Annotated in this window: 15 protein-coding genes; 11 read left to right on the top strand and 4 right to left on the bottom strand. The window is 38.9% G+C overall.

Annotated features, from left to right (window positions below; all coding sequences use genetic code 11):
• Window positions 1-40: 40 nt before the first annotated feature.
• Window positions 41-1,180, top strand: coding sequence for a PepSY-associated TM helix domain-containing protein (locus ACFSR3_RS05965; RefSeq protein ID WP_379820152.1), 1,140 nt, complete (start codon window positions 41-43; stop codon window positions 1,178-1,180).
• Window positions 1,177-2,355 carry a PepSY-associated TM helix domain-containing protein gene (locus ACFSR3_RS05960; protein ID WP_379820151.1) on the top strand — a complete coding sequence of 393 codons (1,179 nt, stop codon included), beginning with the start codon at window positions 1,177-1,179 and terminating at the stop codon, window positions 2,353-2,355. The genes ACFSR3_RS05965 and ACFSR3_RS05960 overlap by 4 nt, the downstream gene beginning before the upstream one ends.
• 59 nt (window positions 2,356-2,414) lie before the next feature.
• On the opposite strand, the gene ACFSR3_RS05955 is transcribed toward ACFSR3_RS05960, so the two are convergent.
• The 3 genes from ACFSR3_RS05955 to ACFSR3_RS05945 all read right to left on the bottom strand — a co-directional run bounded on the left by ACFSR3_RS05955 (window position 2,415) and on the right by ACFSR3_RS05945 (window position 5,181).
• Window positions 2,415-2,765 (bottom strand): toxin-antitoxin system YwqK family antitoxin, encoded by a 351-nt coding sequence (locus ACFSR3_RS05955; protein WP_379820150.1) that lies wholly within the window; start codon window positions 2,763-2,765, stop codon window positions 2,415-2,417.
• Window positions 2,766-3,086: 321 nt separating this feature from the next.
• Window positions 3,087-4,070 carry a TlpA family protein disulfide reductase gene (locus ACFSR3_RS05950; protein ID WP_379820149.1) on the bottom strand — a complete coding sequence of 328 codons (984 nt, stop codon included), beginning with the start codon at window positions 4,068-4,070 and terminating at the stop codon, window positions 3,087-3,089.
• A gap of 124 nt (window positions 4,071-4,194) precedes the next feature.
• Window positions 4,195-5,181: a TlpA family protein disulfide reductase gene (locus ACFSR3_RS05945; protein WP_379820148.1), complete on the bottom strand. Its 987-nt coding sequence runs from the start codon at window positions 5,179-5,181 to the stop codon at window positions 4,195-4,197.
• Window positions 5,182-5,335: 154 nt separating this feature from the next.
• Here ACFSR3_RS05945 and ACFSR3_RS05940 point away from each other — a divergent pair, with 154 nt between their 5' ends.
• Both ACFSR3_RS05940 and aspS read left to right on the top strand, forming a co-directional pair.
• Window positions 5,336-5,881 carry a hypothetical protein gene (locus ACFSR3_RS05940; protein ID WP_379820146.1) on the top strand — a complete coding sequence of 182 codons (546 nt, stop codon included), beginning with the start codon at window positions 5,336-5,338 and terminating at the stop codon, window positions 5,879-5,881.
• A 71-nt stretch (window positions 5,882-5,952) separates the two neighbouring features.
• Window positions 5,953-7,707, top strand: coding sequence for an aspartate--tRNA ligase (gene aspS, locus ACFSR3_RS05935; protein ID WP_379820145.1), 1,755 nt, complete (start codon window positions 5,953-5,955; stop codon window positions 7,705-7,707).
• Window positions 7,708-7,789: 82 nt separating this feature from the next.
• Here the strand turns inward: aspS and ACFSR3_RS05930 are convergent, their stop codons facing one another.
• Window positions 7,790-8,470, bottom strand: coding sequence for a GLPGLI family protein (locus ACFSR3_RS05930; RefSeq protein WP_379820144.1), 681 nt, complete (start codon window positions 8,468-8,470; stop codon window positions 7,790-7,792).
• A 123-nt stretch (window positions 8,471-8,593) separates the two neighbouring features.
• Between ACFSR3_RS05930 and ACFSR3_RS05925 the strand changes: the two genes are divergently transcribed.
• The 7 genes from ACFSR3_RS05925 to ACFSR3_RS05895 all read left to right on the top strand — a co-directional run bounded on the left by ACFSR3_RS05925 (window position 8,594) and on the right by ACFSR3_RS05895 (window position 13,226).
• On the top strand, window positions 8,594-9,256 hold the full coding sequence (locus ACFSR3_RS05925) for an outer membrane beta-barrel protein (protein WP_379820143.1): 663 nt from the start codon (window positions 8,594-8,596) through the stop codon (window positions 9,254-9,256).
• A gap of 174 nt (window positions 9,257-9,430) precedes the next feature.
• Window positions 9,431-9,625 carry a cold-shock protein gene (locus tag ACFSR3_RS05920; RefSeq protein ID WP_114758180.1) on the top strand — a complete coding sequence of 65 codons (195 nt, stop codon included), beginning with the start codon at window positions 9,431-9,433 and terminating at the stop codon, window positions 9,623-9,625.
• Window positions 9,626-9,920: 295 nt separating this feature from the next.
• The gene (locus ACFSR3_RS05915; RefSeq protein ID WP_114758181.1) at window positions 9,921-10,286 is read left to right on the top strand and encodes an NADH-quinone oxidoreductase subunit A; all 366 of its coding nucleotides are present in this window, start codon (window positions 9,921-9,923) and stop codon (window positions 10,284-10,286) included.
• A gap of 56 nt (window positions 10,287-10,342) precedes the next feature.
• Window positions 10,343-10,894, top strand: a complete 552-nt coding sequence (locus tag ACFSR3_RS05910; protein ID WP_169519888.1) for an NADH-quinone oxidoreductase subunit B — start codon at window positions 10,343-10,345, stop codon at window positions 10,892-10,894.
• A gap of 7 nt (window positions 10,895-10,901) precedes the next feature.
• Window positions 10,902-11,432 (top strand): NADH-quinone oxidoreductase subunit C, encoded by a 531-nt coding sequence (locus ACFSR3_RS05905; protein ID WP_379820142.1) that lies wholly within the window; start codon window positions 10,902-10,904, stop codon window positions 11,430-11,432.
• A 29-nt stretch (window positions 11,433-11,461) separates the two neighbouring features.
• Window positions 11,462-12,697, top strand: a complete 1,236-nt coding sequence (locus ACFSR3_RS05900; RefSeq protein ID WP_114758184.1) for an NADH-quinone oxidoreductase subunit D — start codon at window positions 11,462-11,464, stop codon at window positions 12,695-12,697.
• A gap of 4 nt (window positions 12,698-12,701) precedes the next feature.
• Window positions 12,702-13,226 (top strand): NADH-quinone oxidoreductase subunit NuoE family protein, encoded by a 525-nt coding sequence (locus tag ACFSR3_RS05895; RefSeq protein WP_114758185.1) that lies wholly within the window; start codon window positions 12,702-12,704, stop codon window positions 13,224-13,226.

Here is a 13,226-nt window from a genome sequence, read left to right as displayed (position 1 = left end):
GAAGATGTTTTACTTTTGTCTCCACGTTTAGTTCCGATTAATGGCAAAGAATAAACCGAAGAAAAAAAAGACTTTAAAGCAATGGATTGGCAAAATCCACTTATGGCTCGGGCTTTCCTCCGGGCTTATTGTCTTTATAGTGAGCATTACCGGTTGTATATTTTGCTTTCATGACGAAATAAAAGACCTTACCCGCGACTGGCGAAAGGTAGAGGCTGTAAATGCTCCTTACCTTATGCCTTCGGTATTACAGGCAAAAACAAAAGCCTTGTACCCTAATGCAACTGCCGATATGGTAGTATACCATGGTTCTGACAGAAGTGCTTTGGTTTACAGCACCGAAGCCGGTGAAGCCTATAATGTGTACTTTAACCCCTACTCCGGAAAATTCCTGCACCGCGAAAAAACCTCAGACGATTTTTTCCTGTTCATCGAAGACCTGCACATGCATTTATTGCTTCCTGAAGCAATTGGCAAACAGTTAGTAGGTATAGCCACCATTATTTTTATCATCATGCTCTTATCGGGTATTGTGCTTTGGTGGCCAAAGAAAAAAACCGACCTGAAGAAAAGACTGAAAATAAAATGGGATGCCAAATGGCGAAGGGTAAATTATGACTGGCACAACGTTACCGGATTTTATGTTGCACTCATAGCACTAATTGTTGCCCTTACAGGTTTGACATTCTCATATGAATGGATGCATAAAACCATGTACTTTGTGGGCAACATGGGTAGTGATTATCCTGAAGAAAAAGCAACTGTTACAGTAGATACACTTTTAGCAACGTCAAAAACTGTTATCCCTGTAGATATAGCTTACACAACCGCAAGAAAGGCAAGACCTGAAGACCAAATGTGTTTTGTTTGGCAACAGGATCATAAAAACGCGATAATTACAGGATCGTATCCTGAATCGCTTGATTTTGACCACCAGTCTAATATGTTCTTTCACCCTGCAACCGGAGAATTGCTGAAACAACAATTGTACGATCAAAAAAGTGCCGGAATGCAATTACAGGAAATGAACTATGGTTTGCATACCGGACAATATTTTAACCTGCCGGGTAAAATCATTGCTTTTATAGCCAGTCTGATTGCTGCCGCTCTGCCTGTATCTGGATTAGTGATATGGATAGGCCGCAACAATAAAAAATCCAAAACAAAAATTGCTGCATGAAAAAAAACAAAAAAAATACTTTTAAACAATTTATAGGCCAGTTGCACTTATGGCTTGGCCTTACTTCGGGACTTGTCGTGCTCTTCCTTTCTATCACCGGCTGCATATTTGTTTTTAGTCAGGAGATAAGCGACTGGCAGCGTGAAGATGCCCTTTATGTTCCTGAAGTAAAAGCAAACCGTTTGTCTATAAGTGCCATCTGGAATGAAACCTATAAGGCTATCGGCGACAGTATTGCGTTCAACGATATGCACGTATATAAAGACCCGAAAAGATCGGTTGAATTCCATTGTTATAAAGCGGCAGAAAATGAGAAAGACTGTTTTTGGTATTTTGACTCTATAGACTACTACTACAATGTATATGTAGATCCGTATACGGGTAAAATACTGGCTATTTATGATCAGGAAAAAGATTTCTTCAATGTGGTAAAAATGCTGCATTGGAGCCTGCTGATACATCACCCTTTAGGGCAACAGATTATCGGATGGTCTACCTTTATCTTTGTTATAATGCTAATTACAGGTATCATCCTTTGGTGGCCAAAGAACAAAGCAGCACGCAAGCAACGTTTTTGGTTTCAGTGGAAAGACTCAACTAAATGGAGAAGAAAGAACTACGACCTCCATAATATATTTGGCTTTTACATAGCAAGCATAGCCATTATTATTGCTTTTACAGGCATGGTTTGGGCTTTTACCTGGTTTCAGGCTGTAGTATATGTTGCCGGTTCGCAAAGCCTTACCCCTCCTGAGATCGTAGAAAAAGAATCTGTAATCAGCGATGGCAACAGGGACATAGCATTCGAAAAAGCTTTTGCTTACACTAATGCTAAATATAAAGATGCCGATGCCCTTAGTATTGGTAAACCTGCCGATACTGCCAAAACTGGGCATATTGAAGTTTATGTACAGCAATACCCGGGTAAATATTATGTATATCACCAGTTACAGTTTGATCAGTATAGCGGAAAGTTGCTGTATGAGAAAAACCACAGCGACAGGAATTTTGGCGAAAAGCTCATTAATGCCAATTACGATATTCATGTAGGTGCAATATTGGGCATTCCGGGCAAGATAATAGCTTTTATTGCCAGCTTTGTATGCATGCTATTGCCAATATCAGGCTTTTTGATATGGTGGGGCCGCAGAAACAAAAAAAAGGCTAAAACGTAAAATAAAAAAGGCTGTTAGTTTAAAACTAACAGCCTTTCTCAAATAATAAACAGTTATTACTATTTATTATTTACTACCACAGCTTCCTGAGACCATTTTTTAACTTCAGCAATCCTGCTGTTGTTATAATCTACTTCGTTTAGAACAGCTCCAGTCCAGAAGAACCATTTTCCGGTTTTTAGACCGTTAGTATATTCTCCTATAGATTGCTTTGTACCGTCTTCGTTATAAGCGGTCCAGTTTCCGTGTAGTTTACCGTCTTTGTATGTTCCCTCCTGTTTGATATTACCATTTTTGTAATAATAAACAGCTTTTACTATATTGTTCTCTACTGAGTAATCGTGATCTTTATTTTGTGCAGATAAAACACCTGCTGACAATAGTAATCCGGCAAATAATATCTTTTTCATTTCAATTTGTCTTTTAGGGTTATTGTAAATCTTTTAATCTCTTTACAAATTTATCGAATATAATTTACACAAACATTACATTTAGGTAACAATTTCGTAACATAACTAAAAACTTAACATTGGAAAATTCAAAAATCCTTGCAAAGTCTTTATTTTACTATACTTTACAGAGATAACCTAAAATCAACGTTTTATAAGAATTATACTTTTTTAGCCCATTAAAAAGACTTTCTGAGGCTAAAAAACAAAAAACCATCCGCCGTGGCAGACGGTTTGGTAACACTGAGTTAACATTAAATTTACATTAAAGTAACTTTTAGATTATTTTAAAAGAGAATCTAGCTGTGCCTGCAACGCAGTATCTGATGGTCTTAAAGCATCTGCATTTATAACCTTTCCATCGGGACCTATTAAGATAAACCTTGGAATTGAATCGATTCCATAAGCCAATATAAAATCAGAGCTCCAGTCTTTATCTGCAAAAAGCTGAACCCCTCCAAGTGACTTATCCTTTACCATTTTTTTCCATTTCTCATGATCTTTCGCTTTATCAATTGAGATGCTTACAAACGCTATATTTTTGTCATGGTACTTCTCTTCTACTTTCTGAAGAAAAGGTATTTCCTGACGGCAAGGTCCACACCACGTAGCCCAAACATCTATGTAAACATATTTGCCTTTAAAGTCTGCCAGGCTGGTGTTACCACCTTTAAAATTCTCATACGTAAATAAAGGCGAAGGCTGTCCTGTCATTTTCATCATCTTCGCAACCTGTTCACCCATTGCAGTCAATTCCTTACGATCGGCTTCCAGTTCCTTTGTCATGATACCTGCAAAAGATGCATCAAGCCCTGGATCTTTAAGCTGCTGTTCAGAACCACTTATAAAAGCATCGATTAAAGCTTTTTGGTCGGCTGCTTTTTCAGTTTTACTAAGTTTTTCATAAAGCACTTCTGTATCCAAAGCCTTTTTTGCCAGATAATTATTTTCTTTTTCACCTTTGCCTTTATACACAATAGATTCGTCAAACATTTTAGCATCCATTGTAAGCGCAAGGTCGAAACCATTTTTCAGGTACACTGTAGTACTTTCGGTTCCGTCATATAACTGATAAAAACCTGTTTCAGCAGCAAAAGAATCTTTAAAAGCCCCTTTGTTATCGGCTTTAAGTACTTTCTTAAAAGTCTTTGAACGTACCAATAGCGAGTCAGTATTTCTGTTTTGTATTTTGGCACTGAATTTTACTTCAGTCTGCGCATATGCTCCTGTTATAGCCAGCAGGAATAAAAATGCAATCTTTTTCATATTTTAAATATTGTTTTTAATCACAAATATAACTTTACTCAAGACACATATATTATAAAGTAAGTCTTTTTCTTTAAACAATAAAGCCACTTTACAGTGGCTTTATTGTTTTTACATAACGATGTTATTTTAATAAGTTATCAAGTTCTGCCTGAAGCGCAGGATCTGACGGTCTTTTAGCATCTGCATCAACAATTTTACCATCAGGACCAATAAGGATAAACCTTGGAATTGAATTAATACCATATGACTGTACAAACGTAGAGCTCCAGTCTTTATCTGCAAAAAGCTGTGTTCCGCCTAGTGCCTGGTCTGTTACCATCTTTTTCCATTTATCATGATCTGTAGCTTTATCAATAGATATACTTACAAACTCGATATTTTTACCGTGGTATTTTTCTTCGATCTGTTTCAGGAAAGGTATTTGCTGACGACAAGGACCACACCATGTAGCCCAAACATCTACATAAACATATTTACCTCTTAGATCTTCAAGTTTGGTTTTACCCCCTTTGGCATTTTCATAGTCAAATGATGCCGAAGCTAAACCTTTTAATTTTGATGATTTTTCAGCCTGAGCAGCCATAGCTTCCATTTGCTTACGTTGACCTGCAATTTGCTGCCCTAAACTGGTACGAAAACCTTCATCCAATGTTTTGTCCTGAAGCCCGGCATCTAATTTGGCCAGTAATTCATTTATAAGTTTAAACTGGGTCAATTGATCTGAAGTAGTTTCAAGTTTTTTACCCAAAGCCTCATTATCTACGGCCATTTTGGCAAGGAAATTATTTTCCTTCTCTCCTTTTCCTTTATAGGTAAGTGTCTCGTCAAATTTTTTTCCATCAACAATCATAGTCAGGTCATACCCGGGTTTAAGGTACAAGTTTGTCTGTTCTGTACCGTCAGAAAACTGGAAAAAACCGGCATCAGCAGTAAAAGAATCTGTAAAATTCCCTTTAGCATCTCCTTTAATCACTTTATTCACCTTCTGACTCCTTACTATCAGTGAGTCGCTGTTGCGGTTTACTATCTTGGCCGTAAATTTAATCGGCTCTGTTTGTGCATAAGCTCCTGCAATAGAAAACAGCAGCATCAACGCAATCTTTTTCATAGTTATTGATTTATTTCCCGTAAAAATAAACTTTATTCTGATACCATCGGCAGCTTTGTACATATAGCCCGTTAAAGGAATAAAAAAACGACAAACCTATCAATTATTACGTATTTATACTTAAATTGCTAATACCAACTTAAATAACAATCATATGACCCGATATATACTCTTATTATTACTTTGTGTTTCTCTGTTCATTTCGTGCGAGCAAACCACAACAACTGCCCATGTTGGTAATCGCTACACGCTGGAGTTGCCTAATCATTTTATAAGAACAGGAGATATTAATAAAGATGCATCGGTTCAATATGAGAATAAAGTCAAGAATATTTTTGTCATCGGGATTGACGAAACCAAGGATGACATTACCGCTAAAATTGCTGAAAAAAAATTGTCTGCAAAATACCCAACTACTCTCGAAGGTTATTCACACATAATTCTTGATGGCATGGAGACCTCTATTGCCAAAAAACAGCTCCCTCCTTTTGAAGAAACCAAAATTGGCGGACTCAAAGCCCGCATCATTTCGTTTGAAGGTGTTTCATCTGGCAACCGTGTATATTGGAAAATCGGCTTTATTGAAGGAGCCAATCGTTTTTACCAGATAATGGTGTGGACCGATGCCGAAAACCGAAACAGCTACGAGAAAGAAATGGCCGGTATAATTAACTCATTTAAAGAGACCGGAGGAAGATAAAAAGATAGTGTCATGTTTTTGTGCTTTGTAAACATTAGTTGCTAAATTTGCATTCGTAAAATTTTCAAGTAATGTATAGAAGCCATAATTGCGGTGAGCTTAACGCATCGCATATCAACCAGGAAGTAACTCTAGCCGGATGGGTACAAAAATCACGTAACAAAGGATTCCTTATATGGGTAGATCTTAGGGATCGTTACGGTATAACCCAGCTTATATTTGACGAAGCGCGTACTCAAAAAGAGGTTTTTGAAAAAGCTGCTACACTTGGCCGTGAATTTGTTATTCAGGTTAAAGGTACTATTATAGAGCGTGAGTCTAAAAATGCTGCTATGGCTACAGGAGATATTGAGATCCTGGTTAGTGAGCTTACTATACTTAACGCTGCTATCATCCCTCCTTTTACTATTGAGGACGAGACTGACGGCGGTGAAGATATCCGAATGAAATACCGTTACCTGGACATCCGTCGTAACCCGGTTAAGAACAGCCTTATGTTCCGTCACAAAGTGGCAATGGAAGTAAGAAACTACCTTTCTAACCAGGGATTCATCGAGGTAGAGACTCCGGTACTTATAAAATCGACTCCTGAAGGCGCACGTGACTTTGTTGTACCATCAAGGATGAACCCGGGGCAATTCTATGCTCTTCCGCAATCACCACAAACTTTTAAGCAGCTGCTAATGGTAGGCGGTATGGATAAATACTTCCAGATCGTTAAATGTTTCCGCGACGAAGATCTTCGTGCTGACCGTCAGCCTGAGTTTACACAGATTGACTGTGAGATGGCATTCGTAGAGCAGGAAGACATCATGGGTGTATTTGAAGGCCTTGCGAGCTACTTATTAAAAGAACTTAAAGGTATCGAAACAGGTAAATTCCCAAGAATGACCTATGCCGATGCCATGAGAAAATATGGTAACGACAAACCGGATATCCGTTTCGGGATGGAGTTTGGAGAACTAAACGAAGTAGCACAACACAAAGACTTTGCAGTATTCAACAGTTCAGAACTTGTTGTAGGTATTGCAGTTCCGGGTGCCGCTGCTTATACGCGTAAACAGATCGACGAGATTATCGAGTGGGTAAAACGCCCTCAGGTAGGTGCTACCGGTATGGTATATGCAAAATATGAAGCTGATGGTTCAATAAAATCGTCAGTTGATAAATTCTACGACCAGGAAGACCTTAAAAAATGGGCTGAGATTACTGGTGCTCAACCAGGCGACCTTATTTTAGTACTAAGCGGTGATGCACACAAAACACGTACACGCCTTAGCGCACTTCGTATGGAGCTTGCAATACGCCTTGGCCTGAGAAACCCTGAGGTATTCGCTCCGCTATGGGTTGTAGACTTCCCACTATTGGAATGGGACGAGGAAAGCGAGCGTTTCCACGCGATGCACCACCCGTTCACATCTCCAAAACCGGAAGATATGACACTTCTTGAAACAAACCCCGGTGATGTAAGGGCAAATGCTTATGACCTTGTACTTAACGGTAACGAAATAGGCGGTGGCTCTATCAGGATACATGATAAAGAAACACAGGCACTAATGTTTAAATACCTTGGCTTTACCGAAGAGCAGGCAAAAGCTCAGTTTGGCTTCCTTATGGACGCGTTCCAGTTTGGTGCGCCACCACACGGTGGTCTTGCTTTTGGTTTCGACAGGCTTGTTGCCATCCTTGGTGGCCAGGAAACCATTCGTGACTTTATCGCGTTCCCTAAAAACAATTCAGGACGTGATGTAATGATCGATGCTCCATCAACAATTGATGACGCACAGCTTACCGAACTAAGCATTAAATTAAATGTAGCAGAATAAACGTTTCATCATAAAACAAAAAAGCGGGTATCATTTGATATCCGCTTTTTTGTTTTTAAAGCTTTTCCTAATGGTAAAAGAATTACCACCTCTTATCCAGTTCCTCCCTGGTAATCATTTCATTCTTGTTCAAAGGCTCTTTGATAACTATAGCTCCTTTAACGATCTCAATATCCGTTAGGGAAATTTTATATTTATTATCCATATTAACCTCTATAATTAATCCCGGAAGACCCCAATAAAAAGAAGGCCCATCGCTTACCGGTATCGCTTCACAATACCAAGCATACACAGGAAAGGAGCGATTAAGGTATTTAGATGTCACGGCAGCAGTTGCTTTTTTACATTTATAGCCTTTTATTACAGCCGTTTCGCCGGTTAACTCCCAATTGAATTCTCTCAGTTTATCTTTGAGACTATATCCCCCTTCCGGATCAGAACATTCCTGCCTGAACACATTATTTCTGATATCCTTATAATAAGTATCCTCAACAGGAAGAATGACTTTATGTACCGATTGATATTTGACTCCATGTGTCTCCTTGTCAACCAGCTTCACAGATGATTTTTCGGATGAGATAATTTTGTAAATCGATTTACCGTCAGAATATTCAAAACTATGTAGAGAAGGCTTCAGTTCGCTTGGAACATCACTCTCATCCCCAATCATATTCAGAGTGGTTTTAGTGTAGGTAGCCCTAATGTTTTGAGCAATCGAAAAATTTGCAAACAACAATAGAATTATAATTAAGCTTTTTTTCATTCTTTCATATAGTAAGTTAGATTACAGATTATAAACGCTGTAAAGGTTTTCTTATTTTAATCAAACTTAATTTACCAAAAAAAATAAACCTTTCCCTATTTTTGTGCCACTTAAACCAAACCAATGAAAAAACTACACCTACTATTACTGCTCGCCTTACCCCTAATATCATCAGCTCAGGAAGAAATAAAATATGGCATTAATGCCGGCCCGACATTTTCAGCCATAAGAGGCGATGGCTATGCAAAAGATTTTGGCTATGCAACAGGTTATCTCGCCGGGATTACTATGGAGAAACCACTTAATCAAAGATTCTCCTTATGCGCGGCTATCAATTACGAAAACAAAAGGTCGACCAAAAAAACAAGCTACAACTATACCGAAACCATAATTGGTCCTGATGGCACAGGAATAGACCAGACTGTAACCGGAAGTTCTAAAATAACAACCTCACTGGATTATATATCGGTTCCAGTCACTATAAAATACTATCTTGATATTTATGAAAGTTATTACGTAACGGGAGGAGGTTTTATAGCTTATGCATTTAACGACAGTTACACAATTAAGGGTGATAAGCCCATGAATACTTATATTCAGGATTATAAAGCATTGGATTATGGCATAAGCCTTAGCTTCGGTACTAAATTCAAACTTACGAGATGGCAGTATCTCAATATTGAAGTTAGGGATAATTTTGGTGTCGCAAATATTACTTCTATAGACTCTGATAAAATCACCACGAACAGTATAAATCTTATAGCCAACTGGCAATTTACCCTGTAAATACAGACAGAGTATTACTGTAATTAAAAAACTTACAAATAAGCTAAATAGTTAAGAAAACAACATATTTATACTGATTAATGTGTATTTATATTAATTTTTTTAACATTTTTCTTTGATGTGTCAGAATAAATTTTATCTTTGAAACCATTATTAATTTTTTTTATTACAGAAATGCGAACAGGCAAAGTTAAATTTTTCATTGAGTCCAAAGGTTTTGGATTCATAACTGATGACGAAACAGGAAAGGATATTTTCGTTCATGCTACGGGCCTAAACACAGAGAATCTGCGCGAAGGAGACAAAGTGAGCTACGTTGAAGAAGAAGGAAAAAAAGGTAAAGTAGCCGCTCAGGTTGCATCGCTATAAGCTTAAAATATATTACCATATCACCTACCAATCAACCAACCGCCCTTAATAAGGGCGGTTTTTTTATTCAGAATCCCACATGGAATACTAGTTTTTTAGGTGTTTTTTTAAGAATTTGACAACCGAAAAAAATTTATAATATCAATTTTTCACATAGTGTTAAAATTTGTTAATTCGGTTTTTATTTAGAACCAATAAAAATTAAGGTTATATTCTTTTTCTATCACAAAAACGTTGAATTTGTTCAGCTATGACGTGTATATTTGTGAATTGTTTTATAAATTAAACACATAATATGCAGACAAATCAGGCGGATTATTTCCCAATTTTAATGCAAATCCTTCTTGCTGTTGGCTTTGTAGGCACTACAATTTTTGTATCGAGCCTGCTTGGCCCTAAAAGACATTCTGTAAACAAAGACAAAAACTTTGAGTGCGGTATAGAATCTGTTGGTAACGCCCGTATACCGTTTTCGGTAAAATACTTCCTTGTTGCCATCCTGTTCGTACTTTTTGACGTTGAAGTTATATTCATGTATCCATGGGCGGTTAATTTCCGCGAAATGGGCGTTGAAGGACTTATAAAAATGGGAATCTTTATGCTTCTTCTTGTGGTAGGTTTCTTCTACGTGATGAAGAAAAAAGGTTTGGAGTGGGAATAAATGAAGGAGAAAAAGGAAGATTAAAAAGTTCCTTATAATCAAAAACTTAAATTACAATGAGCAAGTCATCAGATATAAAAATGGTTGAAGCACCTGAAGGATATTCAGGAGAAGGCTTTTTTGCAACAAAACTGGATACCGTAGTAGGTATGGCGCGTGCTAACTCTATGTGGCCATTGCCTTTCGCTACTTCTTGCTGTGGTATCGAATTCATGGCTACAATGGCATCGCATTATGATGTGGCACGTTTTGGATCAGAGCGTATGAGTTTCTCTCCGCGTCAGGCCGATATGCTACTGGTAATGGGAACCATCGCTAAAAAAATGGCGCCTATCTTACGTCAGGTATACGAACAGATGGCTGAGCCACGCTGGGTTATCGCAGTAGGTGCATGTGCATCTTCAGGCGGTATTTTCGATACTTATTCTGTTCTTCAGGGAATTGACAAGGTGATACCGGTAGATGTTTACGTTCCGGGATGCCCGCCAAGACCAGAGCAAATTCTTGACGGTATCATGACACTTCAGGATATCGTAAGAAACGAATCGGTTAGACGAAGAAGCTCAGAAGAATACAAAGAACTATTAGCTTCTTATAATATTTCATAAGTTAAAAATGGCTTTAGAAACAACAGTTATACAGGATAAACTTACCGGCCAGTTTGGCGATAAGGTTTCTGATTTTATCCAGATCAAAGATATGTTCACTTTTGAAGTAGCTTCAGATTCTCTTTCTGAAGTTATGGGCTTTTTAAAGAATGACCCTCTGCTTCGTTTCAATTTCCTTACCGATGTATGTGGCGTGCACTACCCTGACAACGAAGTTGACAGGCAATTTGCTACGGTATACCATATGCACAACTGGTACGACAATGTAAGGATACGCTTTAAGTGCTACCTTAACGGTGAAAATCCGGAAGTAGCATCGGCAACTGAGCATTTTTTAAGTGCCAACTGGCAGGAACGCGAAACCTATGATTTCTTCGGAATCATATTTAAAGGGCACCCGCAACTGAAAAGAATCCTGAACATGGATGAGATGGTATCTTTCCCGATGCGTAAGGAATTCCCAATGGAAGATGGAGGAAGAACCGATAAGGACGACCGTTTCTTTGGACGTACTCCGGACAACTCGACTGTTAAATAATAAAGAACAAGGAAAAATTTTTATATAAAATGTCAGACCTGTTATTACCACCAGAGCATCGTTATGCCAAGATGATCGAACAGAAGCAGAATGAAGACGGCAGCGAGCTTTCAATACTAAACCTTGGGCCTACGCACCCTGCAACCCACGGTATTTTCCAGAATATCCTGCTTATGGATGGTGAGAGAATACTTGATGGCGAAGGTACTGTAGGTTATATTCACCGTGCTTTTGAGAAAATTGCCGAAAACAGGCCATTTTACCAAATAACACCACTTACCGACAGGATGAACTACTGCTCGGCTCCTATCAACAATATGGGTTGGTGGATGACACTTGAAAAAGCACTGGATATTGAAGTACCGAAAAGGGTACAGTACATGAGGGTAATTATCATGGAGCTGGCTCGTATCGCTGACCACATTATCTGTAACTCAGTATTGGGTGTAGATACGGGAGCGCTTACAGGTTTCCTTTACGTTTTCCAGTACAGGGAAAAAATATATGAGATCTATGAAGAGATTTGCGGTGCACGTCTTACTACTAACATGGGGAGAATTGGCGGTTTCGAAAGAGACTGGAGCCCTGCAGCCTTCAAAAAAATACATACTTTCTTAGAAGAATTCCCTGCCATATGGACAGAATTCGAAAACCTGCTTACCCGTAACAGGATTTTTATGGACCGTACCATCAATGTAGGTCCGATCTCTGCTGAAAAAGCAATGAGCTACGGATTTACAGGACCCAACCTTCGTGCAGCCGGTATTGACTATGATGTTCGCGTTATGCAGCCATACAGCTCATACGAAGATTTTGAATTTGATGTTCCTGTAGGTAAATCAGGAGATACTTATGACCGTTTCTGCGTTCGTAACGCAGAGGTTTGGGAAAGTTTAAAAATCATCCGCCAGGCACTTGATAAAATGCCTGAAGGACCATACCACGCGAACGTGCCTGATTATTACCTTCCTCCTAAAGAAGAAGTGTACACAAACATGGAGGCACTTATCTATCACTTTAAAATTGTAATGGGCGAAGTTCCTGTACCGAAGACCGAAGTATACCATCCGGTAGAGGGCGGTAACGGTGAGCTTGGCTTTTACCTTATAACTGACGGAAGCCGTACTGCTTACAGGCTACACTTCCGCAGGCCGTGTTTTATTTATTACCAGGCCTTTAACGACATGGTAAAAGGACAGATGTTGTCTGACGCCATTGCAACATTATCAAGCCTCAATGTTATTGCAGGCGAACTAGACGCTTAAGATTATGAAAATTTCACACGTAAAACAGGATATAAACATCACACCCGAGCTTCAGGCAAGGATTGATGAACTGATAAGCCACTACCCTGCTGACAAAAGAAAATCGGCATTGCTGCCGGTGCTTCATGAAGTACAGGATGCACATGACAACTGGCTGAGCATTGAGCTTCAGGATAAAGTTGCCGAAATCCTTAACATCAAACCGATTGAGGTATATGAGGTGGTATCATTTTATACCATGTACAACCAGCAGCCTATAGGCAAGTATATGTTTGAGTTTTGCAGGACTTCATGCTGCGCTATACGCGGAGCAGAAAACCTTATGGATTACACCTGCAACAAACTGGGCATTAAAGAAGGCGAAACCACTCCGGACGGTATGTTTACCGTGGTAGGTGTTGAGTGCCTTGGTGCCTGCGGATATGCCCCTATGCTTCAGCTGGGTGATTATTACAGAGAAAACCTGACAGAAGAGAAGATGGATGCGCTTATTGAAGAGTGCAAAAACGGACAGGTTAAATTACACTAA

The organism is Flavobacterium suzhouense, assembly GCF_042684765.1.
Taxonomy (GTDB): Bacteria; Bacteroidota; Bacteroidia; order Flavobacteriales; family Flavobacteriaceae; genus Flavobacterium; species Flavobacterium suzhouense.
Note: the sequence above shows the minus strand (reverse complement) of the source record. Positions and strands in the feature narration are given on the sequence as shown.

Coding starts and splice junctions, on each gene's coding strand:
- ACFSR3_RS05965 (WP_379820152.1), top strand. CDS start 41: ATGGCAAAGAATAAACCGAAGAAAAAAAAGACTTTAAAGCAATGGATT.
- ACFSR3_RS05960 (WP_379820151.1), top strand. CDS start 1,177: ATGAAAAAAAACAAAAAAAATACTTTTAAACAATTTATAGGCCAGTTG.
- ACFSR3_RS05955 (WP_379820150.1), bottom strand. CDS start 2,765: ATGAAAAAGATATTATTTGCCGGATTACTATTGTCAGCAGGTGTTTTA.
- ACFSR3_RS05950 (WP_379820149.1), bottom strand. CDS start 4,070: ATGAAAAAGATTGCATTTTTATTCCTGCTGGCTATAACAGGAGCATAT.
- ACFSR3_RS05945 (WP_379820148.1), bottom strand. CDS start 5,181: ATGAAAAAGATTGCGTTGATGCTGCTGTTTTCTATTGCAGGAGCTTAT.
- ACFSR3_RS05940 (WP_379820146.1), top strand. CDS start 5,336: ATGACCCGATATATACTCTTATTATTACTTTGTGTTTCTCTGTTCATT.
- aspS (WP_379820145.1), top strand. CDS start 5,953: ATGTATAGAAGCCATAATTGCGGTGAGCTTAACGCATCGCATATCAAC.
- ACFSR3_RS05930 (WP_379820144.1), bottom strand. CDS start 8,470: ATGAAAAAAAGCTTAATTATAATTCTATTGTTGTTTGCAAATTTTTCG.
- ACFSR3_RS05925 (WP_379820143.1), top strand. CDS start 8,594: ATGAAAAAACTACACCTACTATTACTGCTCGCCTTACCCCTAATATCA.
- ACFSR3_RS05920 (WP_114758180.1), top strand. CDS start 9,431: ATGCGAACAGGCAAAGTTAAATTTTTCATTGAGTCCAAAGGTTTTGGA.
- ACFSR3_RS05915 (WP_114758181.1), top strand. CDS start 9,921: ATGCAGACAAATCAGGCGGATTATTTCCCAATTTTAATGCAAATCCTT.
- ACFSR3_RS05910 (WP_169519888.1), top strand. CDS start 10,343: ATGAGCAAGTCATCAGATATAAAAATGGTTGAAGCACCTGAAGGATAT.
- ACFSR3_RS05905 (WP_379820142.1), top strand. CDS start 10,902: ATGGCTTTAGAAACAACAGTTATACAGGATAAACTTACCGGCCAGTTT.
- ACFSR3_RS05900 (WP_114758184.1), top strand. CDS start 11,462: ATGTCAGACCTGTTATTACCACCAGAGCATCGTTATGCCAAGATGATC.
- ACFSR3_RS05895 (WP_114758185.1), top strand. CDS start 12,702: ATGAAAATTTCACACGTAAAACAGGATATAAACATCACACCCGAGCTT.